Source organism: Xanthomonas sp. NCPPB 3200 (genome assembly GCF_056393585.1).
This window is the reverse complement of sequence record NZ_CM150785.1, coordinates 1,710,862-1,736,081: the sequence shown is the minus strand read 5'-3', so window position 1 is coordinate 1,736,081 and position 25,220 is coordinate 1,710,862. Positions and strand designations below refer to the sequence as shown.

Sequence of the window (25,220 nt, the reverse complement as noted above, 5' to 3'; positions counted from 1 at the left end):
TGCGCACAATGCATGCGGTGAGCTTCCTCAGTGGTTTACATGATCCGCCCACGCCCACTGGGGCTGCGAGCCTACAAGCGAGCGTTGCGAGATGGACGCTTCTTTAGTGAATTTGACGTATTGCTCTGCGCAACTCTCTGGCGCTCGTTGGATTGAAGCTCTCTGTGCTGCTTCGTAGCATCAAGTCTGGCAATCGCTTCATCAAGCTTGACTTCGATCTCTTCGTCCGAGATCAATTCGCGCACGTGATCTAGGTTCACTCGGCGAACCAGAACATCCGCCACTTCATCATGGTCATTTTGGAGTGCAGCAAACAAGCCGGCCTCTGGATAGGCGGTCTTGTGGGCGAACTCCAAGATCGACTTGACCATTCCTGCATCGCCCTTCGTTGCTGCAGCGAACAGTGCTTTCTCGCCAAAGTCGCGCGGCGCATGGCCTGTTCTGACGATCGCCCAAAGTATCGTCCGCACCAGCTGTTCATGGCCTTTGGCAACAGCAACATTGAGACCCAACGAAAACGTGTCTTCCGGATCTGGAAGACCAGCTTCGATCAAGAACTCAACAACCTCGGCATGATTGTTCTCGGCCGCCGCCGCAAAGCCATGCAGCGCACATTGGATCTTCGATGAGAAAGGCAACAAATGCTTGACCGCTTCCAAGTGGCCTTCCCGACAAGCGGCGACCAGCGCTCGACTGTCCTGGGCTTTAGCATCTGAAAAAACGACTAGCTGAAAGACCACATCAGCATGACCATGGCGCGCCGCCTCATACAGCGCCAGTGAGTCGTGTTGCAGAGGGCTGCACTCTTTGAGCAGTCGTTTGACGCACTCCGTGTGCCCGTGCCTGGCAGCAAGCACCAATGCCTCGTCATCCTCTGCGTCGCAAAACTCCATGAGCTGCTCAACTGCCCGCGCTGAACCCGCCTTGGCGGCGACATCAAGCGGATAGACCGCAAACGACTTCGACAACAGTGGCACCAGTTGATCAACCAAGCCTTCTTTGCCGCTCTTGATCGCTACCTCAACGGCGCAGCGTGCCGCAGCATCAGCATCATCCTGAGCCCGGCAAAGCGACTGCACATATGCCTCGCTTCCCCGCTTCACTGCCTGTCTAATACTATTTCTAATTGCCTGTTCCATTTCGTCTCCTTCTATTCAAGCTAAGGCCATCACGCCTTTCGTCAAGATCAAAGCGTGATGGCACCCTTTGATTAGATCGGCAGAAACTGAAATCACAAATCGTCGATGTCAGGAACATGGTCCTCGTAGTCACACGCAATAAGCGTGCCGGTTTCATCTTCGATACGTTCGATCACAAGGTCACTGATCCATTGTTCGAACTCGAAGTCACTCTCGGCCACTGCATCGATATCGCACTTGGAAAGTGCTTCTTGGGGCGAATTTGCTTCAATCGTTGCCCAGTGGACGACTTGGACGGTGCCGTTGATCTCGATGGTGTATTTCATGTTGCTCTCCGTGCTTGGCGACGTGCCAAGCTTCGGAATGCAATCTATGCATGGCAGCCGCATCGCTACAGGACGAAATCGCCGCGATCGCTGAACAACCATTCATTAGTCGCCCACAATACTGGCGACTAGATGCACCAGGCAGCCAATATGTAGGCGCTAAACGGGCTTGGTGTCTTCGTCTAACTCCTGGCGATCCAGCCACGCCATCTTGGATGCATGGACCGTCATCAGATGAGAGCGGTAGGCATTTCGCCAATGCTTTTTCTCAGCATTTGACTGCCAAGGAAGCGCCAAGGCTTGATCGATGGTCAGGGCCAAGATCGTTGCGCCTTGCTGGAAAGCCTCTTCGATCACACTCATGTCGAGCCCCGTGATGCCCGCATGTGAGATCACGCTCTTGATCTTGCCGGCCGACGCGCGGATCACAATGAAGGGGATGCCCTTCCCCGTTCGACCGAAGTTGCCCAAAATCGGCTCTTGAATCTGCTCTCGGGCTTTGGTGACTTGGGCATACCATGTCAAAAGCTCCACCTTGGTAATGGATCTTCGCGTGCTTTTGCTGATCAGAAACGGGTTGCCGTGCTCACGCTTGAACTGGTCGAATTGGCGTCTCGGGATGCCGAGGTAGAACTCCGCCATGGCTTGCGTGAATCGCGTCGTGCTCGCTGAGCGATCAAGTCGTTGCCTCAGGCCATCGAAATCCTGGCTGGTGATGATGGCCTCGCGCTCATCGCGCTTTGCGATGACTTCAAGCGCAGCCCGCAAAAATCCGTCTTCGAAGCTTTCCGCCTTGCTGATATTGGTCATCCAAAACGTCCTTCGTTCAAGTCTCACTGCAAGCAACTTGCACCGCAAGCTTGCCACTCATCAGCCTGACAGCCTGTGGGCGATGGCGCTTGCCTGAAAATCCTAACGTATTCGTGGAGGAAGCACAGCGGGAAATCCGTCCGAAGTCTTGGCAACCCAGCGCACCGCCTCTTGGCTACCTGCGGTGATTGCGAGTTGCATGTGAGCCATCACGACCAACGCGTTGCTTTGTTTGACCACAACTTCAACGAGTTCAAGCGGGAAGCCCGTTCGCAACCGATGAAGCGCGTGTGCACCCGCGTGGACAAACGAGTTGAGTGCCGCCCAAGAGTATTTCTTGAACTCCAAAAAAACCCGCAGTGGCTCGGCTGCCTGCGTCACCGCTTCAAGAGCGATCAGCATCTTGGATAGCATTGGCAAACGAGCCGCTAGTGATTCACTTGTCGGTGTCAGCTCTTCTTGTAAGCAAGCCACCTCGGTATCGCTTGCGCAGTAAAGGACCCACACGGCGCGCACCAGCGCTTCGAACTGCGCTCGATGAACGACCAAGGTGGACGGCTCAGAACCGACTACGAGTAGGCAGCGACTCGCAACAGCGTGCTCAATCGAAAGCAGGCATAGCGCGCGACAAACTTGCAGTCGATCACTTTGATCAAACGGCGGAGCCGCTGTAATGGGCGCCAACGCTTCCAATAGCTCATCAGAACCTTCAAAGAGCTTCTGAACCCGCTCAGACATCATGCTTCCCCCAAGCATTGGATCAGTTGGATCGCATCTTGGCTCATCAACAATCCCCTCCTTCGATGTTTGTCGATGCCGTAAAATTTTTTCAGCTGTCTCTCTTTCCCTTGGATCTTGCCGTAATGGCGTCAGCGGCGAAAGAGCGTGATGACCGAACTCAAGCGTAGCGCCATATCTTTTGCAAGATCAGGCGCACTGGTGGCCCTATGCCAACAGCCGATGAGAGAGAGGGAGGGCTACGCCCACTCTCTTGCTGCAAGGCTGGTGTGCTGACGCCCGCCGATCACCAGGTGGTCCAGCACCCGGATGTCGAGGAGGCCCAGAGCCTGCTGCAGGCGCTCGGTGACCTTGCGGTCAGCTTCGCTTGGCTCCGGATTGCCCGAAGGGTGGTTGTGGAAGAGGATGACGGCAGCAGCGTTCAAATCCAAGGCGCGCTTGGCGACTACTCGGGGATGAATATCGCAGCCGTCGATGGTGCCGAAGAAGAGATGTTCGGTTGCCAGGATCTGGTGCTTGATGTCCAGAAAGACGACACCGAAGACTTCGTGCGGCAGGTGAGCGCAGCGGGCAATGAGGTAGTCGCCAGCTTGCCCGGGGCTGTGGATGCGGCCTTGGCGTTGAAGGCGTTGTTCCAGGATGGTGGCTGCTGCGAGCAATATGCCCTCTTCGTCCATCTGGAGTTGGTATTGAGCCTTCAGGTCTTGGGTGCGCTTCATCGGTCTTTCTCCACCAGCGCGTTGTGCGCCTCGTGGGAACCGACAGGCGAAGCGTCCGGCCCTACCGCACCCGAGAGCGAGCATCGCGCAAGCGGCACACAGCGAAGGGCCGCAACACAGCGCCAGCGACGAGAAGGAGGCCTGCCCTTGCGGTCGGGACAGCGAAGCTAAGGTCCCTTTCAGAGGCCCAGCGCTCGTGGAGAAAACACCATGCATGCCAACACAGGTTTACGGGACAAACGGCGTGCGTATTGATGGGGCGACGGATGTTGTCAGCAGGCGACAGCTGGGCTTTGCAGCCAGTGATGGGCTACTGCGGACCTGTGCTTGCTTGTCTTACGCACGCATCGCGCATGAGCAGCACGCAGGCATCGGGATGGGCTGGTCGGCACCAATGGACTCAGACGTGCTCGTCCATGTTTTCCAGTCCGTGCCAGGACAAGATTTCCTCGGCCCGACGGCCGACGAACTGCGCGTCTTCGCTCGTCGCTGCCTTGCTCTCAATGGCGGCAGCCATGACTGTAAAAGCTCGCCAAAAGTGGCGGCGATCAGGACTTGAGGCCCGCAGGGTGGGAACTGCTGCATCCAGGCGTTCGAGGTGAAGGCGTAGCTCGGCTCGGTCCATGGGCAGGAGTATCCGCAGCGCTGTCGCACTGCTTGAGACGCGCCCTCACCCTGATACGGAAGAAGCCCCACGATCGTGCGCTGACTGCGCGCGGGTCTGACTAGATGCTTCGCACCTATGGACGTCCAGCTCTAATCGGAGGTAGCACGTCGGGCGTCTATGCTTCCAACCTACTTGGGCGCAGCGAACAATCGAACTTCTTGCGGGGGTGCCGGCAAGACGCTGCTCAAGCGTCGCGCGGGGGGAGCGACCACCGGTCCCGCGTCCGGCAACGTCAGGTTGCGCCGCAAGCGCGGCCTTTACCCCCCTTCCCAGTATTCGCCCCAGGGTCTCAGCCGACCGAGCAAGCGACGGCGCCCCGGCCGCATAGGCGACTTAGCACAGGTAGGCGCGGTCCGCTCTTTGAGGGCGACAGCCCCCGCATCGCAATACGAGTGCTGGCCGCCGATGGTCGGGGTTGCTCCTGCAATGCTCGAAACATTGGGGATCAAGTGTGTCTCCAAATTCGCTCAGCCGCAGAGCCGGAGAGCTCAGCGCTCGGCACGCGGAGGGTGAACTGCCAATTCTTTCACTTCGACAACCGAGCGAGTCACGGTCACTTTTTCAGTGCCGATCGTAGGAACCGGATGACAGCCGCACCACCCTCGCGATCCGCGCGCGCATACCCGGTGGGAGTGCCGCCCACCTGCAGGTGAGGACCTAGGTCATGTCGATAGGTAGTTGGCTGCCATAACGGGGAGATCAGGTGCCCGGCATCACTGAAATAGACGATCTCGTCCGGCTCATCACGATGATGCTTCTTCAAATAGCGATTCGCCACCGCCGCCATTTCGCCAGAGAGGCCAAGCCGGTCGTCCCCCGCTGCTAGGAGCATGAGCGGGCCGTTGATCTTCTCGATCGGCAACATGGCAGCTTTCAACGCTGACTGCGCCGTAGCGTCTGCCTCATCAAGCCATCGCGAATCTTCCAAATACGGCAAAAAGGGGAGGTCTTTACCTTTCCAGGTCAGACCTGGCTCATCCACCGCACGGAAGTCAGCCGGTGCGATATCGCGCCGTATGCCTCGGAATGGTGCGGGACTTCCCACTATCGAGACCACGGCGTGTAGCCGTTGGTCATGCGACGCGGCGGCCATAGCAATGGTGCCGCCCCAGGAGCCTCCCAACACACCTATTTCAGACGCGTCGACGTAGCTTTGCTCTTGCAGCCAATCCACAGCCACCGACACAGGATCAATCGGAACCCGCACAAGGTCCTTAGGCAAGCCAGGCATGCGGTAATAGGCCACTGACATGGCCAAAAACCCATGAGAGGCTAGCCAGGCGGCATACATGTCTGCGCTCTCAATGCCACCTTCGGAGCCACCGAGGGTAATAACCACGGGATGACGGCGACCGTCTGTCAGCGCACCCCTAGGTGCATAGATGTTGGCGACCAAGCCAGGGGGCCTCACAGTGAACGCCGAGATACCTTCGCCGTCGATCCAGCGGCGGAGTTTGGCGGTTTTCGCGACCTTTCCGTCAATAACCATTTCGAGCGTGAACTCGGCAGGCGCGAATCGCAGGTCTCCATCTTTCCTTTTGGTTGGGAAAGGCGAAGCTCTTCCTGGACCGTCCGGCTTCATCGACCAGAACAGTCCCGTCTGGTCAATCCCCGTATAGCTGCCTGCCTCGGCGGCTGTCGTCGAGGGGTCAACCCTACCCTCCAAGTCCGCTCGATACACCGCGTTGGAGCGCCAGCTGGTGCCCTTGGAGTCTTGCATGGCCAGCCTGAGCTCAACGACCTCCGTGGGCCGCATGCCTGAAATAGACACGCCCAGTGGCACGTCAGCTCGGCTGTCTACAGACATGATGTTCAGCGTCGCAGCGTAGCTGTTGGCGCAAACCCCAAAAAAAAGCAAAAGGAGGGCGAATCGGCGCATCTAAGTAGCACTCTGAGGGAGACCTCAAAGCTTGTGGGCAGGACGTCTGCCTGACCCGGACTTTGGCGTGAGCCGTGCTCTACGTGGCGCTAATCGTGCAGACATCTACGGCAATCGAGGCAAACTGGCTTCGAGTTGTGTTCGGAACTGTCGACTGACCCGAAGGATCGTGCCGTCGATGAGCTCCAATAGAGCGTCGTGATTTCGCACGGAACGAAGTGCTGCGATGCGTCTTACATTCACCACTGAAGATCGGTGGATACGGAGAAAGCCGCTTGGCTCCAATGCCTCCGCAAGACTTGCCATGCTATCTCGGCGCAAATACGTGTCCTTTCCCACATGGATGCAAACGTAATGGCCAGCCACGTCAACATAGTCGATGTCTGCCGGCAACAGATAGACCGTCCGATCGCCCGATTGAACCGCTAAACGCACGGTGCGCTCGACCTTTCCATCAAGGCGCGCCCGGACACGTCGCATGGCCAACTCCAGCCGGTGTGGATCCACCGGCTTTAGTAGGTAATCCAACACACCCGTCTCGAAGGCGCGAACGGCATGTGCGCCGTAAGCGGTGATGAAGACGATGTGCGGCACCAGCTCCTCAAGATGCTGCACGAGATCCAAACCACTGCCATCCGGCAGACCGATATCGAGAAGAACGAGATCGACATCCCCAAACTTTGCGCGCTCAAGCGCAGTTTCCAACGTCGACGCCTCCCCCACGATCGTGACATCCGGCTCGCTTGCCAGCAACCGAATGAGTCGCTCTCGCGCAAGAGAAATGTCGTCAACAATCAACGTGCGAATCATGGTTGATCGTGCTCCATCAGCGGGAGACGGATTGAAGCAATAAACCGATTCTCCTCACGCCGAGTCGTCAACGTTGCCTCAGCCCCATGCGCCAATACTAATCTCTTCCTAAGGTGGTCCAAGCCAATACCCAGACCACTAGCTGATCGCCCATTGACCGAGTTCACCACGCTGACGACAAGATCCCCGCCTTGAGTGTTGGCACCAATTTTGATCTCAACTGACCCGTCAATATCCGCGCCATGTTGGATGGCATTCTCTAAAAGCGGCTGTAATACCATCGAAGGGACGGACGCACCCCAAGCACAGCCCTCAATCGCCACAACGAATGTGATGTTGCCGGACAGCACCTGATGCAACTCGATGAACTCCGCGCACGCCCCAATCTCCTCCCTTAAAGCCACCGCAGGAGCGCTTTCCAGCAACGCTCGAAGCAAGTTTGCGACATGACCTAAAGCCTGATCAGCTTTGGGAGCATCACGATATCCAAGCTCACCGATGGCATTGAGCGCGTTGAAGATAAAATGTTGGTGTAGCCGTGATCTCAAAGCTTCTTCGTTCAAACGCGTCAGCAGCCGCTCTCGCTCACTTTTCAGGGCCGTATGGGCCAACAGCTGCCCTACCCCCATGACAGCCAAGTAGAGCGGTATGGCAAATAGAGCAGTGGCCGCCAAAGCGCGCTGACTGCTGCGCATATCCAACTGCCCTTGCCCAGCAAGTCCGAACACATTCAAGACACCATGGCCCAATCCCCAGCCCATCCCTGTTAGAAGCGGAATCGCTAGAAGGCCGAACAATGCAATCCAAATCAGGTGGTAAGCAGACTGGCCTGTTCCAATGATCCACCTTCCTGAGAGACCCAGCAGCATAGGGGTGGTCAATGCCCATGGCGTATAGCTGCCGACGAGAAACAGGAAGGTATGTAGGAAATTCGAGGCTTCCCGCGTGCCCGCTGAGTTGGGCGTCAAGACGACAGCAGGCGTGTAGGCAAGCGCGAGCATGAGCCAAGACAGCCCAACCCAATGCCACCGAACTCTCAAGACGGACCGATTGCCTTTCATCCAGTCTAAAGACGTGCTGGGGTTGTTGGACTTGATCAAAGGAGCTGCGGACATCGAATCATCCGGCCCATTTTCTACTCCACTAGAAAGAATGCAAGAGCAAGCCATAAGTCCAACACGCGTCCCGATGGGACTTGGTGCGGAGATACATTCAAGGAATATCTGAACAACCAGCCAGAATAGGTCTCGCACCTTGCGAAGCGGTTAGGACTCGACGCCCGTAGCGCTGCCGCCGCTTCTCCTTGTTGCCCACCAGAACAGCAGTGCCACTAGGCTGACTGCTGCGCCCAGTAAGCACACACCCTGCCAACCTGTCCGTGCATAGATGACGGTCGCGCCGATTGCACCCAGTCCGCTGCCGACCGCATAGAACAGCATGTAAAGGCCGACCAAGCGGCTATGCGCCTCAGGCTTGGTGCGGAAGATCAAGCTTTGGTTCGTGACATGCAACGCCTGCCCGCCCATATCAAGCAGCACAATACCAATGACCAACGTCCACAGTGACCAATCCATCAACGACAGAGGCCACCAAGCCAGGAGCAGCACCGTAAGCGCAGCTGCACTGGTGCGCTGAGCATGCCCCAGATCCGCCCAATTTCCCGCGCGTGCAGCGACAATGGCCCCTGCCGCACCGACCAGACCGAATGCACCGATGGCGGTATGGGAGAAGCGATAAGGCGGCGCGCTCAAAGGCAACACCAATGCACTCCAGAAGATGTTGAATGTGGCGAACATCAACAGCGCTAACATGCCCCGCACTTGCAAAGTCCTTTCCTGGCGCAGCAGCGTCAGCATCGAAGCAATCAGACGCGGGTAACTCATCGTTTGGGACGTCGGCGGTAACGCTGGCAGCCAACGCCATAACGGAAGTGCAATCGCAACCATCAGGAAGGCGGCGCAAAAATACACACCGCGCCAGCCAGCCAAATCGCTAACACCACCGGCAAACACCCGCGCCAGCAACAGACCAATGAACACGCCGCCTTGCGCTGCGCCGACCACGCGGCCGCGTTCATGGGGCGCAGCAGCACTTGCAGCATAGGCAATCAGTCCCTGCGTCATTGCTGTGCCCAATAAGCCTACGGCAAGCATGCCTGCCAGCAGTGCAGGCGCGGATCGCGCCATGGCCACGACGGCAAGTGCGACCACCAGAGCCAGGAGCTGCATTGACATCAGGCGACGACGGTTCATCAAGTCGCCCAGCGGCACCAGCAGCAGCAATGCCAGCGCACAACCGGCTTGTGTCGCTGTAACGACTCCACCCACGGCCGCATAGCTGATGCCAAAGTCTCGGGACAGCGTGTCAAGCAGCGGTTGAGCGTAGTAGACATTTGCCACGCTCAGTCCACTTGCCACAGCAAACAGCCAGACGAGGTGCCGGGGCACGCTCACAGGCGGAACCCTTGAAGGAGCGCCTACCGATAGCGTCGATACAGATGAAGTCTCCACTCTTCCAGCCCAATCCAGTTGCAAATCGCAACTTATTGAATGGTAGGCAATGCAGTTTTAAACTGCAACCAATTTCCATCCTACTGGCCTGCGCCGGAGACGGTATGCCACCCCGCAAAAACTTTGATGACGAACATTGCCCGGTTGTGCGATCGGTCGATCTCATTGGGGATCGATGGGCGTTACTGATCGTGCGTGATGCCTTCGACGGTGTTCGCCGCTTCGGGGATTTCCAGCGGAGCTTGGGCATGGCTCGCAATATCCTCTCCGATCGGCTGCGCAAGCTGGTCGATGCTGGCATCCTTGTAATGCAGGATGCATCTGACGGCACGGCTTATCAGGAATACGTGCTAACGGCGCGGGGAGACAGCCTGTTCCCCGTCGTCGTGGCATTGCGGCAATGGGGCGAAGACCACCTTTTTGAGCAGGACGAACGTTATTCGGTGCTAATCGACAAGCGCACCGGCAAGAAAGTCCCACGCATGACGCTTAAGGCAAAGGACGGCACTATGCTGCTGCCGACGTCTACACAGGTTCGGAAGGTGCTTAATCCGTAGTCGCCAATCTCCCCAGCTCGGCTCCAAAGGCTCAACGTTCCATGTTAGGCGTCCGTCCTGCTGAGCATCGACTCCGAGCCTGTTCCGAGGGTCCGTCCCCGCCCATAAAATTGATGAAGGGCTCTTGCTGTAACGGCATTAGCACACCGCCGTAGCGCTGATATGCACCGGCTGCATGTTATGCCAAAGCTGAGCGGAAGACTGCTGTGGGCAACATGCTCAATGCCGAGCTCCTGACGGGATGCGCAGCGGAGCGAGACACGACGAAGAGAGCGAGCAGTCACTCTGCACCCCGCTACCAAGTCAGGCTAGGAGCGAGCCATGTTGACGCTGGTGAACGCCACACCCTTGCCCATCAATGGGCGAGCTCGCTAGCGGCGCGGGCGCATCTCCTGTAGAGCATTTCAGCAAGGCCGATCCGAGAGTTCCGTTCAGAATTCAGGAAGTGGACGACATTCTGCCTGCAGCTCACGTGTGCTCTGCCGATATAGGTTGAACCCAAAAGTCTCCCATGACATGTCGACCGAACTTAGAACCCAGGTCCCCTTCTCCGGAATGGAAGACACTGCGAGCGAGCTGCTTGAGCGTCTTGCCGAGCTGACGCCGTTGAAAACCTGGGTGCTTGCCGAGGTCAAAAATGATCACTGGATCATCCGTGGCTGCACGGACGCCTCCTTCGGACTGAAGGTCGACCAGTTCTTGAGTTGGTCCGAGTCGGTGTGCCGCAGCATGATCGTTATGGGAGGTCCCCAGTTCGCCCCCGACTTGCAGAAAGTCGAACACCTGGCCCAGTCCGCCGTAGCGACCCGTCTGGGTATCGCGAGCTATCTGGGCGTCCCCATTCGAATCCCTGGCCAAGTTGAAGGAATGCTGTGCGGACTGGACAATCGGGTCATCGAGGACAAGCTGGATCACCTCTTGCCGCTGGTGGAAACATTTGGACGGGTGCTGGCCGGATCGTGGGCCCAGCACCTGGCCCAAGTCCAACTGCACCCAGCTGATACGCATTTCCTGCAAACCGCGGAAACGTTGACCGGCCTTTACGATCTCGGCACGTTCCGTGATCTCCTGCAAGCAGCGGCGGATCATCGCCATCGCAACGAGTCAGGCGGCGTATTGCTTTTTGACGTAGGCACCAGCAACTCGGGCAATGGCGCCGAGTCAGAGCAAGATGTTGCGGTGGCCATTGCTCTGCTGAAGCAAGCCACCCGTCCCCAGGACAGCCTGGCACACCTGGCGCGCGGAGAGTTCGCCCTGTTTCTGCCGGGCACCAGCGAGGCCGGGTTGGTATCGATCGCCCGGCGCATCCAGTCGTCGTTGAGTACAGAGGGACTCAGCGCCCAATGGGGAGCCAGCTGGTTCAAGGAAATGCAGCAGCTCAACAACATCGATCAGCTCATCAAGGCAGGCTCCCTGCCAGGCGCCAGTATTGCAGGAAGCGATGAGCACATGATCCCAGCGACTGCCCCGGCAGGACCAGGCTAAGCCTCAAAGGACGAGGGCACGCAGGGCGCTGTCAGCGGAACCAACAGCTGCGGGTAAGGAAAATACTTACAGGCATGTTCGCCTATTGCCGATAGCGGCTTGAGGCTTTTCCTATAATGATGGTGTGTCACTCGGCGAGCATCGACAGCCGATCGTCTGACACTGATGTTGGACGAACGTAGGTGCCGCTCATCAAGGAGGATGTCTATTGGGCGTCACCGCAATTCGGCACGTGGGCGATTACCTGCTCACGGCCCACAGCATTCCGTGCGACGGAAAGTTCGTGCCGGAGCTCCTGATTTCCAGGCCCGGCGGCATCACATTGCACCGATGCCAACTCAGAAATGCCACCTTTGCTGATCAGAGCGCAGCGTATGACTATGCCAAGCGCTGGATGGCTACGTGCCTTGTGTCGAGCACGGGCTCGGTTAGCGCGCCCTAGCAGCAGGCAGACCTATCCTCCATTGCTCGGCCAAGTCTTCGTAGCCCCCTCATTGCATGAAGAGTTGTAGAGAGTCACCAAGACATAACGCTGGTTAAGAGCGGTATCTGCCACCCTCTTGAAGCAGACAAGATAGCATCGCGAACGTAAGTCGCCCTGAGTCACTTGCTCGTCTTGCGCTTCAATCTCCTGAACTTTTTTATCTCCTTTCCGAGGATAAGATCGTCTCTCAATTCATGCAAAAGCATTGCAGCCCTTGGATCCTTGGACCTTTCGAGCACCTCCAATAGCGGAGCTCGGTCAATCCCATATTCTCTTTTTTTCAGAATTTCGATAACGTCAACGATCACTGTATCGTCCGCAGCCTCTGCGAGCGCGCAAGCGCTGACAAATTTAAGCTCATCAGGGCCACCGGACGGCTGCTGCTCGAAAATCTTAATAAGATCAGCCCAGTATTTTCGTGCATGCCGAACTGCCAGCCCTCGCAAAACCCCCTCTTTTATCTTTGACGGATAATCCCCCTTGAGCGCACTCAATAAAACAGGAATGGCTTCCTCGTAACTATATTTCGCGCCTACGAGATCCCAAACGGAGTCAACCTGGAAACCAGCAAACTTTAACTCCGCCACCAATGGCGCCTCTTGCTTTGCGATCTCAGCTTGGCGCATCGCAAGCTCCTCTCTTTTCTTGAGCTGCTGCTCCTGATAGCTCTTGTCATTGGCTAACTTCGCCAAAAATTCAGAGGCTGGCATGCTTTCTTTCACGGGCAGACCTGTCCAATAACACAGATGTTCACCTTACCGTTCGCTGCTACCTCTTGCAATGGCTTGCCAAGCTTCGTGTCGGATCTAATGTATAAATTAAATTCTCTGCCAATGCTTTTTGAGCAAATTGAGCATGGTCGCCCAACTGCTTGGTGAAATCCTGCGACTTTACATTTTTAACTTCACTTACGGCACCCTTTATTATCCCATCAGGAATTGTGATACGCCAATTTACGAGAACTTCTGCTTTTTCACCAATGTCAACAACTGACCTGACAGCCAACTCACCCACTTGCCCAATTTGGCTGCCCTGAGCTGTCTGCTTCATTCCGTCAATTCGCGCGTCCTTCGACGGGCAACGGCCTTGTCCGGTGTTTGGTGGGTTCGTGCGCCCCCCCCCCGAAGAGACACAAGTAGATGTGCTGCTATGCGATTCCGATTCTTCCTCACAGCCTTGCTGCTCACCACGTTCAGTGCGGGTGCCCAAGCCCAGGTGGTCACGCTCAACAAGGGCGGCTACACCTTGAGCTACGACTGCACGAACCGCACCGCGCTGTGCTACGAATATGTCTTGCAAGCCGACACCGGCTCAGCTGCGCGCTCTTCAAGCTTCAATTTGGATACTGAACTGCCCGGCGGATGCGCAGGCCAAACATCCAGTGCTTCCTATGCCAGCGTGCGTTCGGGCTATGACCGGGGGCATTTGGTGACCTCCAACCACATGGACTACAACACCACCTACATCCGCCGCGCGAACTTGATGTCTAACATCGTTCCTCAGGTGGCTAGCTTCAATCAAGGCATCTGGGTCCGTGCCGAAGAAGTGGCTGAGTGTTATCGCGATATTGCAAGCGTCCAAGTCTATGGAGGCGTCATTTATAGCGACACGACTAACGACTACTTCCTCACCAGTCATGGCATCCGGACACCAGACTTCTTCTGGAAGACCATCATCACGGCCAACCCAAGTGGCGGCTCGCGGGCCATCAGCTGGCTGATTCCGAACAGTGCCACGCTCGGATCGCTGGACAGCTACATCGTCAGCATCAATGAGCTTGAAGATACCTTCGGCGCCAGCACGATTGGCATCACGGCGCCAGCCAATGTCAAAGCGATGCTGCCGGCAACCACTTGGCCGCAGCCGAGTGGTTGTGATCTGAGCTAATAGACGGCAATCCGCAAACTTAAGAAATTAGTGCCCGAAGTCTCTTCGGGCACTCGTTGCCTCGCATTCGCAAGCCTCAGCCAGGGAAAGCCGGGAACTTCTCATCCGGGTGCTTGGCTTTCCACTCCTTGTAAGACGCACTGCCCTGCCAAATGGTGAAAGCCTTAGGCGGACGCCCACGCCCTGACCACGTTTCTTGGTTGTGTGGCAACCAATACTTGGGCGCTACTTCCTTCCTTGTGGAAGCAGCTTTTTTCGGCTTGGCCACATCAGCGCCGATTAGGGCCGCAATCTCGGACTTCTGCTTTGCACTGAAATGCTCGGTGTATTGGTCGAGAAGCTTGACGATCTCCGAGTAGGCTTCGGATGATTGCTGCTGGCGTAGCTGAGCTTCCTGCTCTTCCAACTTCCGAATTTCTTCTGCCAATTTTTCTTTAGCAGCGGCAAGGGCACTCAAAGACGCGGTTGTCATTCAGGACTATTCCAATCGGTTAATTGGCAAATTATTCGTGAGAAATCGATTGCAGTAAAGCTGCACGGTGATCTATCGACAAGCTCTACTATTCTATCGTATTGCTCCGCAGCGACCTCTGTATTTTTTGGATATCGGGAGGGCATGAGGCCGGTCGGGCCTCCTCAACTTGAACAGCTTGACTACTGCCACAACCCTTGAAAGCATGTAGATCAAGACAGGGGGTGTCTATGAATAAAGCAAGGGATCGTCGAAGCGACCAGGACTACACGGCCCAGGAAGTGGCGGACCTGGATCCGTATGCTCGCCGAGCATTGAAGCCGCATCTGCGTTGTCCGTATTGCGAGGCAACTGCTCATTTCAGGTCGGCGTCCAGACCCAGCCCAGGGCGACGCGGCAAGGTCGCTCACTTCTATGCCCTACCGCACGGAGACGAGTGCGACATCACCCGAAGCTATGGTGATCCATGGGAAGACGATGATACCGATCGGACTGTGGCTCAGTGGGAGCAACGAAACACCACGCTGATCGTTCGGATTCTGACAGATCAAGATGAAGGCTCGACCGATAACGCCGCAACTGGTGAACCCACGGAGAGCGAAAGCCGATCTCGCGGCGGCGGGGACCGAACGCGATCAACGAACTCTGTGTTGCGAGGCCCTCAAAAGCTCCTTGAACAGCTTGTGCATTGGCCAAGCTTCAAGACCAGCTCTCTAATGCTTCGCATGCCGGATCCCAATCGCACAGAGATGGCTGTCCATGACGCTTTCGTGCGCTTCGAAGATGCAAACGTGGAGCGCCATACACAGCGATGGCATGGGTTCTGGGGCATTGTGCGTCCTCTTCGCTTCTGGGCACGCGGCAGCTGCTATTACTCGAACTTCGGACCTGCTGATAGCGATTTCCGCATTTCTATTCATGAGAGCCACGTTCCAGATATTCTACGCCGCTATGGCCTTGCAACCATCGGAGAGATGGCTGGACACTACTTGCTCCTTTTTGATATCGCTCGACAATCGACCTCATTGCGATTTACAGCAGATATCATATCCCCGAAGCATATTGGTTTTATTTTTAATGATAGAGGCAACTAGCGTAGACCAATCGCCTTCGGCAACCGAGTCGCACAAACGAATTGCCTAAGTGTTTTATTTTCACCTCAAAATTCACCAAGCACCAATCGGTCTCATCAAAACGCTACCACGCGCCAATAACGAAAGGAATAGTCATATGGCCGATCTCTCAGAGATGTCTGTTGTGTTGGCACTACGCGACTGGCAATGGCGTCGTGCCAAGTTGGTTGGAGCCGAACCCAAACCGGCCGTCGGATTGTCCGGAAACGCTGAAAAAAAAGTCGGAGATAACTTAACTGACATCAATGATCGGCTTTTCATTTTTGAAGTAAAAGCGAAGCGTTCGAATATCAATGATGAATGGACTCGCCCCCAAGTAAAGCACGCCCTCTCACGCCTGGAGACGCTCGGGACATCTTTCGTAGTCCGTAATCAAGAGCAGATGTCAGTTGATGATGCCCTGCGATTTCATCAGTCGCTACAGTGCCATCACTTTGCGTTTTGGGCTCCAGACTTCAAACGCCGCCCTAAAAACTTTGAAACGGGGCGCCCGGTTCCTGGGGCACTTTATTTAACCCCGTATTTTCTAGGTGTAATGCATAGATTCAACTCTAACTGTTGGAAGCTTATTCGATCAGATTTTAAGCGGGCCTATGGCCTCGGCCATTCATTTCCGTCACTAACGACAGACCCGCCAGACTCAATCAGATATGTATACGATACTGAGTCTAAACTCGACGAAGTTGGAGACCAGAAAACGAAACTTATCAGTCGCTTTGAGACGCCGCACACGTGGAGTGAGCTCGGACTTCCTCTCAAAGAGTTTAGTGAATATATCGGCTACCTCTGCGGGGACGAAAAGCAACAAGAGACAATAAATGTAGTTATAATGGATCGCAACGGGAAATTCTTTGCCCACATTACTTCCACCAACGACCTACGTTCGATTTTCGAGCCCAAAGATCCTGATCCTGAATGGTCTAACTCACTAGAAGGCAAAGCGAGTATGGAGCAGTCTCAATTGGATCTAACAATACTCGAAACTGCTGAATCCAAAAAAAATGAGCTAAATCATAAACATGTTCACAAGGGTTTTACTCCAAACTAGCTTGACTCTATCGAAGCTCTGTTGCATCGATCTGCAGCAGCCATGCGAGCGCATAACTCTGCATAGCGCTCTTCTTGATTAATATCTCCATATAAGACTTTATTTCTCAGTCGAGTGACTGCTTCTTGTGCCATTTTTTCGGCCTCCTCAGGACGCGCTTCTGATAGTGCTCTTAGGTAGGAAATAGTCCAAGCCTGCTCTGACAACTCATTTAGTCGCTGATGATTGACGTGCATACACCCCCCTTTTTACTAAAAATAAGCCAGGAGAAATTCTTGTCAAGCAGCACTCTACAATTGAAGACGGAAATTAAATTTTTCCAGTCCAGGACAGTGTTGACTCAATCCGACCAACTTCTCTCGCGTTGTGAAGACCCTACTGTAGGTTGAATGATGCTCATCATCCAATTCGTGCCCCATGATCTGCGCACGCAGCTCTGACGATACACCCAGTCCTTGCAACTCTTGGATGAAGGTCTTCCGCAAGGAGTGGAAACCGCGCTTGGCCTTAGGCCAGTCCTTGCCGATCTCGCCCAGATAGCGGCTAAACGCCTTCGTGATCCAGTTCCCCTGCCCGTTCATGGCATCTGCTTTGGCGTGCGGGAACAAGCGCTTGTGACCAGCAGCCTTTCGGCTCTCTACCCACTCCAAGAACCCCAGCGACAAAAGCTCGGGATGGATCGGCACCGTGCGCAGACTCACCTCGGTTTTGACCTTCTGGTGCTCGCCCTCGTCCGAAATCCTGATGCAAGGGATGTTGTCCTCCTTGAACACATCCGCCACCAGCAACTGCCCCACCTCGGAGGCGCGCGCTCCGGTGTAAAGCCCGATGAGCGCCGCCCATCGCGCGTTCGGCGAGAGCCGTGGGAAATTGACCGGCGAGAAGATTGCCTGGATTTGCTCACGATCAAAAGCCTTAAACCCAAGCTTCCGTCGAGCCCGCCGTTCCCTTACCGAATAGCTCACATGACCCTTGGCCGGGTTGTCGCCTTGGGGGTAGTGACCCGAAACCATGGCCCAATCGAAAAATCCTCCCTTCCCGCCCATGTAGCTCTGCTTGTTCGTCAGCGTTGGCGTGGACGCGCCCTCCTTCCGCATCTGCTGATACCAGCGAGCCAGGTCTGACCGCGTGATCGTATGGATCTTCGTCTTCTCACCCAGGTAGTCCACCAATGCTTGGATGGCCGACTTCTTGATGACATAGGTCTTGGGCAAGGTGCGGCCCTTCAAGGTCGCCAACCACGCATGCCGCGCCTTCCCAAGTGCCATTGGCTCAAGGGTCGAGCCAAGCTTGGCGGCATACGCTGCCACGGCCAGTGGCGACGCCGGCAGTGGGACTGGTCGCTCGCCTTCCAGGGCAAAGCCTTTATGAAGTTCTCGAAACAACCTTACGCCTTTGGTGCTGTCGATTTGCCAGCGCTCATGCACGGTCCCGTCTGGCGTCCTGGTTCGATGCAAGGTCAGGTTGCGGAAGGGTGTTGCAGCAGAGGCGGATGCCACCAAGGCGGAAGCGTCTGCCTGACTGCGATGGTCCAACCCGTCGTCCCGCAATCGAGCGAACAGCCGCTCGTAGTGCGATGCCAAGGTGGCCGCGCGCAGTTGCGCCTCTTCCAAAACGGTTGTTTGCAAGGTGCGCTTGATCGCCTGCAAGCCAAGCAGCGGTTGGAGGTCAGCGGGAACCCGCTGCCGAAAGGACCATCGACCGGAGGGCAACGAACGCGACAAATACTGAGGGATACGCATCAACAACGAACCGGTTGCGCACTGCCTTGCCTCCCCTGGAACTCCTGTTGGACTCCGAAAACGACGACAGCGCGGACCGATCAACCTCTCAAACCGAGTGCGGGGGCAGCACTATCGCCGGAGGCAACTGGTGGTCAAGGTTGCGGCTTCGCTTTGCGCGAGCCGCTGTCAGCAGCCGTGGACTTGGCCTATCGCCAGGCCCTGAGGCATCGGTCTCGGAGTGCGGCAAGCCAAGATGCGGCAGCAAGCTGGACTTCTGAGCAGCCATCTCAGAAGGGGCTACCGATCAAGCGGTGCAACCGGCTGGCTTGCTGCATTTGATCGATAGCGCCATTCCCCACTTCCTCAGCCCAGGACTTTAGGTATCATCTGAGGTATCAAAGCGGGCACATCCATCAGGCCTAAATTTCTTTAGGTTCAAGGGTTTGTCTGAGGGCGTTTACAGGCTCCGCCCACCTCCACCAAACAACGGTCCTAAGACGACCGACTAAGGCCGGGACTCCTCGATGCAGAGGGCTTCCGGCCTTTTTCATGGACGACACCATGTCCTGGAGACGCACGATCGGCAGCGAGACAGCTCTGACAGGATGCCGCGCCGGTTGCTGCCCGACAGCCCGTGCATCGCAGCCGACTGCAGGCTTACCTGCTGAGTCAATTAGTGACGTGGGCGGTCTGTTCGGTGCATTCGATGGATGCGGTTGCGACGACGCTGTCCGCGTCATGCGCCGGCACTGCATCGCCACGCAGTTGGTCGAATAGCGCGAGCAGTTCGGTGGCTTCCTGCTGCAGCAGGGCCAGGGCACTTTTGTTGGGCTCTTGCATGTCGCTTCCGTCCAAGACGCTCCCCAGCGTTGTTCAGGGCTGGAAGCAAACCGTATGCCAGCTGGTGCGGTGCCGGCGTGGTCGATGCGACCGGGCACGCATGCCGCTCACGCTGACTCGAGCTGCCGCTGCGCTTCGGCATGCATCGCTTCCAGCGTCACCATGCCGGCAACCCGGGCGGCGGCCATGGCGCTGCGGTGGTCGGGAAACGTGGCCGACAGGGCGCTGCCCGCCAGGTCGCCGGCGCTGCCGGCCCCAATCTGGGCGATCTGCCAGTCGGCGACCCAGCCGCGGCTGGGGCCATCGCCCCGGGCAGCGCGACAGGTCAATCGATAGCTACCAAGGAAAATGACCACTCTGTTGCCCGGCTCGGTGACGAGCATCAAGGATACCGTCGTGCCGGCGCCGGAGCGACCTCAAGCCCGTCCCGCAGCTGACTGACAAGCGAAGTGGAGCATGGGCACGCGACTTGCATCAGCTTCAACCAGACAATCGATGTCAGGGGAACACGGTGTTAACCAGGAACGCAAAACGTCACGCCGCCGGCGCCTTGTTGCTTGGCGGGGTGATCTTCGTCCTGATCGGGGTGGGCGGTTATTTCACCACGCAGCGCTCGCTGGCCGATGCCGGCTGGGTGACGCATACGCAGGAAGTGATCGCCAGCATCGACGAGATCCAGGCCGGGATGCTGTCGGCAGAGTCGTCGGTGCGTGGCTATGTCCTGACCGACAATGAAGCGTTTCTCGGGGTGTACGCCGATGCGATCGGGCGGCTTCCAGAGCGCATCGTGCGGCTGGATGCCCTGGTGCAGGACAACCCGGTGCAGCGGCGCAACGTCGTGGCGCTCGGACGCCTGGTGGACATGCGCCTGGTCCAGATCAATGACCTGTTGCACAGCTATCGCAAGCAGGGCCTGGATGGCGCGCGCGCCTCGATCGCACGCGGCGTGTTCCAGACCTCTTCGTCGCTGCGCCGCCAGGTGCAGACCATGACGGAACTGGAGCGCCAGCAACTGGTGAAGCGTACCGACACCAATGCGCGCAGCGCGCAGTGGGTGCTGTGGGTCACGGTGGTCGGGATTTTCAGCGGCTTGCTGGTGATGTTGCTGGCCTACCGGTTGCTGTCGCGCGAACTGGAACGGCGCGTGCTCGCCGAAGACGCGGCCAGCACGACCAGCGAACGCCTGATCGAATCGTTCGCTACGCTCGAACGCACGTCGGCCGGGCTGGAGGCGCTGGCACGTTACTCGGGCCTGCTGCAGAACTGCCGCAATGCCGAGGAAGCGCTGGAAATCACCGCCCGCACGATCGCCCCGCTGATCCCGGGCGCGGCCGGCGCGGTCTATTTGCTGCGCGCCTCGCGCGATCGTGCCGAACAGGTGGTGGCCTGGGGCACGATGGCCGACGACGACAGCGCCAGCATCGCCCCGGACACGTGCTGGGCCTTGCGCCGCGACCGCACGCATGTGGTGGAAGACGCCAGCCAGGGCATGCTCTGCCAACACATCGGCGCCAATCTTCCGGCGCATGCGAGCACCGCCTGCATCCCGCTATCGGCTCAAGGCACGCAACTGGGGATGCTGGCGCTACGCAGCGAAGATCCGCGCGATCTGGCCTCGTTGACCGTGGCCGAGGCCGCAGCCGAACAACTATCGCTGGCGTTGCACAACCTGCGCCTGCGCGAGACGCTGCGCCAGCAATCCATTCGCGATCCGTTGACCGGTCTGTACAACCGCCGTTATCTCGAAGAAGCGCTCAATCACGAACTGGCGCGCTGCACGCGGCGGGCCCTCCCCTTGTCGGTGCTGATGCTGGACGTGGACCACTTCAAGCAGTTCAACGATCTGCACGGCCACAGCGGCGGCGACCGCGTGCTGGCGGCGATCGGCGAATTCCTGCTGGCGCAGACGCGCGGCGAAGACATCTGCTGCCGCTATGGCGGCGAGGAGTTGACGATCATCCTGCCGGAAGTAGATCTGGCGACCGCCTGCAGGATGGCCGAGAAGCTGCGTGCCGGCATCGAAACGCTGCAGGTGATGGCCGATGGCGTGTCGTTGCCGAAGGTCAGCGCCTCGTTCGGTGCGGCCAGCTTTCCCCAACATGCGGGCAATATGGCGCAGTTGCTGCGTCGCGCGGACGAGGCGCTGTACCGCGCCAAGCAGGCCGGACGCAATCAGGTAGTGAGTGCGGGCACCGCAGCCGCAGGCTGAGACATTCCGTTATCAGATTGGACCCGCGTCTGCGGGCATACCGACGCGCCACGCGCGCCCGCAATGCAGGCATTGCACTGACCGCGCACAGCGGGCATCAAGCGCAACTGCGCCCATCCGCATCGGCTGGAATCAGGCCGGCACCCGCCAGCATGTTGTCGACGCGGGTCCGCACATAGGCCGCGTCCTCGGCCGCGGCACTGCTGAGCACGGCCTGGGCACGCGCCTGAAAATCGAGATAGTCGAAATCCGCGTCTTCATCGGCCGATAGCTGCGGCAGTTCGTCCTGCAGCGCGTCCAGGCGCATGTCGAGTTCTTCGCGTGTGGGCATGGCAGACTCCGACGGCAAAGACGCTACGGTTGCGGCACGGCCGTCAAGGATGTGCGAAGCCCGACCCGGCAACGCTTCATTTTCCGACCCGCTGCCGCGGCGCGTGCACGCTCAACTTTCGCAAGGCTCCGCCGATAATGATGCCGACTCCTATAGAACCTTCCCTGTGATCCTCCACCTGCGGCGGGATTTCCGTCTCGGCATCGTCAAGATGCTGGGGCCGATCACCGCGCTGTTGCTTTGCCTCTATGCGGTGTACCTGGCCATTACCGGTCAGGCGCTGGCCTGCCTGATCACTGCATCGCTCGGTGTGCTTGCGATATGGCGTGGCTGGAAGATGCGCGATGCAGAGCGCACCGGCGCTGGCGGCGTGTGGCTGGCCTCGATCAATGTGGGCGGCTGTCTGGTGGCCTGCTGGACCGGCGGCGATGGCGCCCTGCCCTGGCTGTTTCCAGTGCTGGCCACCAATTACTTCCTGTGCGGCCCGCAACGCGCCGTGCTGCTGAGCCTGCCGCTGCTGGCGGCGCTGCTGCTGTTGCCGGGCCTGATCGTCAGCCCCGGCCAGGGCGTGTCGACGGTCGTGGTGACGCTGGTGACGCTGGCGGTGGGGTATGCGTTCTCGCTGCGCATGCAGGACGACCGCGTGCATCTGGAAGAGCTGGCCTCGCTGGATGCGCTGACCGGCCTGCCCAACCGGCGCATGCTCGAGCGTGCGCTCACCCATCAGATCGACCGACGCCAGCCGAATGAACGGCTCAACAGCCTGATCATTCTGGATCTGGACCATTTCAAGGAGGTCAATGATCTCTACGGGCATGCCGCAGGCGACGCCGCGTTGTCGGATCTGGCCACGATCCTGCGCTTCGAAGTGCGCGAGCCACACCAGGTGTTCCGCTTCGGCGGCGAAGAATTCGTGGTGCTGTTGCGTGCCGGCTCCCTGCAGGAACTGGAAGCTGCCACCGAGCGCCTGCGCAAGGTGATCCGCAACGGGCTGCGTGGCCCGGGTGGGCGGATCACGGTGTCGCTGGGCGCGGCCCGCCATGACGGCGAAACGCATTGGCAGGACTGGTTTTCGCGTGCCGATGCGGCGCTGTATCTGGCCAAGAACGGCGGCCGCGACAGCGTGCGGGTTGCCGACTGAGCGCAGCCCTCGTGTGATCGGCCGGTCGGCAGGCGTTCCGACGGTCGCCCGGAATCCAGCCGCCGTATCGGCCGACGAAGCGTTGGCGCAGCCGGGTGCCTGCAGGACGACCTGACGGCCGCCCTGCAGGCCTGCCTCACCGATTGAGCACGGCCACCGGTGCCGCAGGTGCTTCGCCCTGCTTCCAGCCGCCCAACGCCTTGTACACACCGACCACGCCCACATTCACCGCGGCCTCGGCCTGCGCCAACGCATCGTCGGCGGCCAGCTGGGTGCGTTGCGCGTCCAGCAGGGTCAGGAAGTCTTCCGAGCCCTCGCGGTAGCGGATCTGCGCCAGTTGTTCGGCACGTCGCGCCGCATTGGCCTGCTCCACCACGATCGCCAGGCGTGCCTGCTGGCGGCCGTAGCCGATCAAGGCGTTCTCGGTGTCTTCCAGCGCCAGCAACACGGTCTGCTGGTATTGCGCCAAGGCACCGTCGGCCTGCGCCTTGCTGGCACGCAGGCGGGCACGCACGGTGCCAAAGTCGAATGCCGCCCAGCTGATCGACGGGGTGATCGACCAGGCCTTGCCGCTGCCCTCGGTCAGCCTGGCCGCGTCGCCGGACAGGAAGCCGACAAAGCCGCTGACGCTGATGCGCGGGAACAGATCCGCGGTGGCCACGCCGACCTGCGCGGTGGCCGCTGCCAGGCGACGTTCGGCGCTGCGCACGTCCGGGCGCTGACGCAGCAATCCGGCGGTATCGCCCAAGGGCAACGCACGTGCGAACGCCGGCGTGGTGCGCGCCACCAGGGTGGCGTCCAGGGCATTGGGCGCCTGGCCGAGCAGCACCGCCAGGCGATGGCGGTACTGCGCCTCGGCGGTTTCCAGCAACGGAATGTCCGCCTCGATCGCCTTCAGGCGCGCCAGGCTGCTCTGCACATCCAGTTCGCTGCCGGCGCCCAGGTCCCAACGCGTCTGCGTCAGCCGCTGGGTGTCGTGCAGGTTGGTCAGCGTGCGCTTGGACACCTCCAGCTGCTTTTGCGTACCGCGCAACTCGAAGTAGTTGCGCGCCACTTCGGCAGCGACGGTGACCTGCACGTCGAGCAGGCCGGCCTGCTCGGCTTCCAGATCCGCACGCGCCGCTTCCGAGGCGCGCCGCTGGCGGCCGAACAGGTCCAGCTCCCAGGCCGCATCCAGACCCAGGGTGGTCTGCTCGGTGAGGAAGCGCTGGTTGCCGGCAACCACCTGCTGTTGTTCGCGTCGATCGAAGCTGCCCTGCGCGGTGATGTGCGGGGCCTGGTCGAGGCGACGCTCGACGAACACCGCGCGTGCCTGCTTGACGCGCGACACGGCGATGCGCAGATCGTGGTTGGCGAACAAGGCATCGCGCACCAGTTGTTCCAGCACCGGGTCGTCGAACTGCGACCACCAGTTACCGACCGGCGATTCGCCGCTGAAGGCCGCATCCTGCGCGCCCTGCAAGGTCACCGCGGCCGGCGGGTCGGGCCGGTAATCCGGCCCCACCGCACAGCCGCTGAGCACCAGCGCAGCCAGTGCCACGCTGAGAAAGGTTCTTACCATGGCAACACTTCTCCCAGATGCGTAAAGCTGCCGGTGGCGCCGTGCGCGTCGAGCAATGCCATCTGCACGCTGCTGTGCGCGCCCTGCTCCACCTCGATCTCGCCGCCGCCCCCGTTCATGTCGGTTTTGACGTAGCCCGGATGCACGGTGTTGACCTTGATGGCGGTGTCGCGCAGCTCATGGGCCAGGTGCACCGTCCAGCTGTTGACCGCGCTCTTGGAGGCGTCGTAGGCGGGAATCTTGAAGTCGTAGATCGGCGAACCGGGCTGGGTATGCAGGGTCAGCGAGCCGAGCATGCTGGACACATTGACGATGCGCCCGGCCAGCGAGCGACGCAGCAGCGGCAGGAACGCCTTGGTGACGCTGACGACCGCGAACAGGTTGGTGTCGAAGGTGCGCTTCCACACCTCCAGGCTCTGCTGCGACGGCGTGCGCTGCATGTCCTCGATCATGATGCCGGCGTTGTTGATCAGGATGTCCAGGTGGCCATGGCGCTGCTCCACCGTGCCGACTGCCGCAGCGATGCTGATGTCGTCGTTGACGTCGAGCTGGATGGCCTCCACCGGCAGGCCTTCGGCCTGCAGCTTGAGTGCGGCGGCGACGGCATCGTCGCGCTTGCGCCCGGCCAGCAGCGCATGCACGCCGGCCTGGGCCAGTTGCCGAACGGTTTCCAGGCCGATGCCGCGGGTGGCGCCGGTGACCAATGCGATCTTGTGGTTGCTCATTTCAATGTCCTTGTACTGCGAATGG

26 protein-coding genes are annotated in these 25,220 nt (G+C 58.8%); 7 read left to right on the top strand and 19 right to left on the bottom strand.

Features of this window, described 5'->3' with window-relative positions; translation table 11 throughout:
• Positions 1-71: 71 nt before the first annotated feature.
• The 10 genes from AC06DU_RS07485 to AC06DU_RS07440 all read right to left on the bottom strand — a co-directional run bounded on the left by AC06DU_RS07485 (position 72) and on the right by AC06DU_RS07440 (position 9,487).
• On the bottom strand, positions 72-1,139 hold the full coding sequence (locus AC06DU_RS07485) for an ankyrin repeat domain-containing protein (RefSeq protein WP_478203934.1): 1,068 nt from the start codon (positions 1,137-1,139) through the stop codon (positions 72-74).
• 92 nt (positions 1,140-1,231) lie between these two features.
• Positions 1,232-1,465, bottom strand: coding sequence for a hypothetical protein (locus AC06DU_RS07480; protein WP_029996120.1), 234 nt, complete (start codon positions 1,463-1,465; stop codon positions 1,232-1,234).
• A 159-nt stretch (positions 1,466-1,624) separates the two neighbouring features.
• Positions 1,625-2,275 (bottom strand): hypothetical protein, encoded by a 651-nt coding sequence (locus tag AC06DU_RS07475; RefSeq protein ID WP_478203933.1) that lies wholly within the window; start codon positions 2,273-2,275, stop codon positions 1,625-1,627.
• Between the two features lie 102 nt (positions 2,276-2,377).
• On the bottom strand, positions 2,378-3,016 hold the full coding sequence (locus tag AC06DU_RS07470) for a DUF6988 family protein (RefSeq protein ID WP_055026824.1): 639 nt from the start codon (positions 3,014-3,016) through the stop codon (positions 2,378-2,380).
• 236 nt (positions 3,017-3,252) lie between these two features.
• Positions 3,253-3,732, bottom strand: coding sequence for a JAB domain-containing protein (locus AC06DU_RS07465; RefSeq protein WP_055026816.1), 480 nt, complete (start codon positions 3,730-3,732; stop codon positions 3,253-3,255).
• 400 nt (positions 3,733-4,132) lie between these two features.
• Positions 4,133-4,357: a hypothetical protein gene (locus tag AC06DU_RS07460; protein ID WP_055026815.1), complete on the bottom strand. Its 225-nt coding sequence runs from the start codon at positions 4,355-4,357 to the stop codon at positions 4,133-4,135.
• Positions 4,358-4,952: 595 nt separating this feature from the next.
• On the bottom strand, positions 4,953-6,278 hold the full coding sequence (locus AC06DU_RS07455) for an acyl-CoA thioesterase/bile acid-CoA:amino acid N-acyltransferase family protein (RefSeq protein ID WP_478203931.1): 1,326 nt from the start codon (positions 6,276-6,278) through the stop codon (positions 4,953-4,955).
• A gap of 105 nt (positions 6,279-6,383) precedes the next feature.
• A complete protein-coding gene (locus AC06DU_RS07450) occupies positions 6,384-7,088 on the bottom strand; it encodes a LytR/AlgR family response regulator transcription factor (protein ID WP_029820103.1) in 705 nt (234 codons plus the stop codon).
• Positions 7,085-8,203, bottom strand: a complete 1,119-nt coding sequence (locus AC06DU_RS07445) for a sensor histidine kinase (RefSeq protein ID WP_029820104.1) — start codon at positions 8,201-8,203, stop codon at positions 7,085-7,087. The genes AC06DU_RS07450 and AC06DU_RS07445 overlap by 4 nt, the downstream gene beginning before the upstream one ends.
• A gap of 150 nt (positions 8,204-8,353) precedes the next feature.
• The gene (locus AC06DU_RS07440; RefSeq protein ID WP_234934346.1) at positions 8,354-9,487 is read right to left on the bottom strand and encodes an MFS transporter; all 1,134 of its coding nucleotides are present in this window, start codon (positions 9,485-9,487) and stop codon (positions 8,354-8,356) included.
• A 215-nt stretch (positions 9,488-9,702) separates the two neighbouring features.
• Between AC06DU_RS07440 and AC06DU_RS07435 the strand changes: the two genes are divergently transcribed.
• Positions 9,703-10,155: a winged helix-turn-helix transcriptional regulator gene (locus tag AC06DU_RS07435; RefSeq protein WP_029820106.1), complete on the top strand. Its 453-nt coding sequence runs from the start codon at positions 9,703-9,705 to the stop codon at positions 10,153-10,155.
• 516 nt (positions 10,156-10,671) lie between these two features.
• The gene (locus AC06DU_RS07430; RefSeq protein WP_416204010.1) at positions 10,672-11,640 is read left to right on the top strand and encodes a GAF domain-containing protein; all 969 of its coding nucleotides are present in this window, start codon (positions 10,672-10,674) and stop codon (positions 11,638-11,640) included.
• A gap of 603 nt (positions 11,641-12,243) precedes the next feature.
• Here AC06DU_RS07430 and AC06DU_RS07425 read toward each other — a convergent pair.
• Entirely contained in the window at positions 12,244-12,846 is a 603-nt protein-coding gene (locus AC06DU_RS07425; protein WP_478203930.1) for a hypothetical protein, read from the bottom strand.
• 46 nt (positions 12,847-12,892) lie between these two features.
• Positions 12,893-13,174 (bottom strand): putative toxin, encoded by a 282-nt coding sequence (locus AC06DU_RS07420; protein WP_478203928.1) that lies wholly within the window; start codon positions 13,172-13,174, stop codon positions 12,893-12,895.
• Positions 13,175-13,273: 99 nt separating this feature from the next.
• Between AC06DU_RS07420 and AC06DU_RS07415 the strand changes: the two genes are divergently transcribed.
• Positions 13,274-14,011 carry a DNA/RNA non-specific endonuclease gene (locus AC06DU_RS07415; RefSeq protein ID WP_478203927.1) on the top strand — a complete coding sequence of 246 codons (738 nt, stop codon included), beginning with the start codon at positions 13,274-13,276 and terminating at the stop codon, positions 14,009-14,011.
• Between the two features lie 76 nt (positions 14,012-14,087).
• Here AC06DU_RS07415 and AC06DU_RS07410 read toward each other — a convergent pair whose 3' ends face one another.
• Positions 14,088-14,483, bottom strand: a complete 396-nt coding sequence (locus tag AC06DU_RS07410; RefSeq protein WP_478203925.1) for an H-NS histone family protein — start codon at positions 14,481-14,483, stop codon at positions 14,088-14,090.
• 749 nt (positions 14,484-15,232) lie between these two features.
• On the opposite strand from AC06DU_RS07410, the gene AC06DU_RS07405 reads away from it, so the two are divergent.
• Both AC06DU_RS07405 and AC06DU_RS07400 read left to right on the top strand, forming a co-directional pair.
• Positions 15,233-15,577: a hypothetical protein gene (locus AC06DU_RS07405; RefSeq protein WP_478203924.1), complete on the top strand. Its 345-nt coding sequence runs from the start codon at positions 15,233-15,235 to the stop codon at positions 15,575-15,577.
• Positions 15,578-15,713: 136 nt separating this feature from the next.
• Entirely contained in the window at positions 15,714-16,664 is a 951-nt protein-coding gene (locus AC06DU_RS07400) for a hypothetical protein (RefSeq protein WP_277569728.1), read from the top strand.
• 290 nt (positions 16,665-16,954) lie between these two features.
• Here AC06DU_RS07400 and AC06DU_RS07395 read toward each other — a convergent pair whose 3' ends face one another.
• The 3 genes from AC06DU_RS07395 to AC06DU_RS07385 form a co-directional block, all read right to left on the bottom strand.
• Positions 16,955-18,406, bottom strand: coding sequence for a DUF6538 domain-containing protein (locus tag AC06DU_RS07395; RefSeq protein WP_478203923.1), 1,452 nt, complete (start codon positions 18,404-18,406; stop codon positions 16,955-16,957).
• 651 nt (positions 18,407-19,057) lie between these two features.
• On the bottom strand, positions 19,058-19,228 hold the full coding sequence (locus tag AC06DU_RS07390) for a hypothetical protein (RefSeq protein ID WP_167762803.1): 171 nt from the start codon (positions 19,226-19,228) through the stop codon (positions 19,058-19,060).
• A gap of 107 nt (positions 19,229-19,335) precedes the next feature.
• A complete protein-coding gene (locus tag AC06DU_RS07385) occupies positions 19,336-19,584 on the bottom strand; it encodes a hypothetical protein (RefSeq protein ID WP_065032450.1) in 249 nt (82 codons plus the stop codon).
• Positions 19,585-19,739: 155 nt separating this feature from the next.
• Here AC06DU_RS07385 and AC06DU_RS07380 point away from each other — a divergent pair, with 155 nt between their 5' ends.
• The gene (locus AC06DU_RS07380) at positions 19,740-21,437 is read left to right on the top strand and encodes a sensor domain-containing diguanylate cyclase (RefSeq protein WP_046342211.1); all 1,698 of its coding nucleotides are present in this window, start codon (positions 19,740-19,742) and stop codon (positions 21,435-21,437) included.
• Positions 21,438-21,534: 97 nt separating this feature from the next.
• Here AC06DU_RS07380 and AC06DU_RS07375 read toward each other — a convergent pair whose 3' ends face one another.
• A complete protein-coding gene (locus AC06DU_RS07375; protein WP_478203921.1) occupies positions 21,535-21,840 on the bottom strand; it encodes a hypothetical protein in 306 nt (101 codons plus the stop codon).
• A gap of 94 nt (positions 21,841-21,934) precedes the next feature.
• Between AC06DU_RS07375 and AC06DU_RS07370 the strand changes: the two genes are divergently transcribed.
• Positions 21,935-22,909, top strand: coding sequence for a GGDEF domain-containing protein (locus AC06DU_RS07370; protein ID WP_065032447.1), 975 nt, complete (start codon positions 21,935-21,937; stop codon positions 22,907-22,909).
• A gap of 136 nt (positions 22,910-23,045) precedes the next feature.
• Here the strand turns inward: AC06DU_RS07370 and AC06DU_RS07365 are convergent, their stop codons facing one another.
• The gene (locus tag AC06DU_RS07365; RefSeq protein WP_046342208.1) at positions 23,046-24,470 is read right to left on the bottom strand and encodes an efflux transporter outer membrane subunit; all 1,425 of its coding nucleotides are present in this window, start codon (positions 24,468-24,470) and stop codon (positions 23,046-23,048) included.
• Positions 24,464-25,195 carry an SDR family oxidoreductase gene (locus AC06DU_RS07360; RefSeq protein ID WP_478203919.1) on the bottom strand — a complete coding sequence of 244 codons (732 nt, stop codon included), beginning with the start codon at positions 25,193-25,195 and terminating at the stop codon, positions 24,464-24,466. Before AC06DU_RS07360 ends, AC06DU_RS07365 begins: the two co-directional genes overlap by 7 nt.
• Positions 25,196-25,220 lie beyond the last annotated feature (25 nt).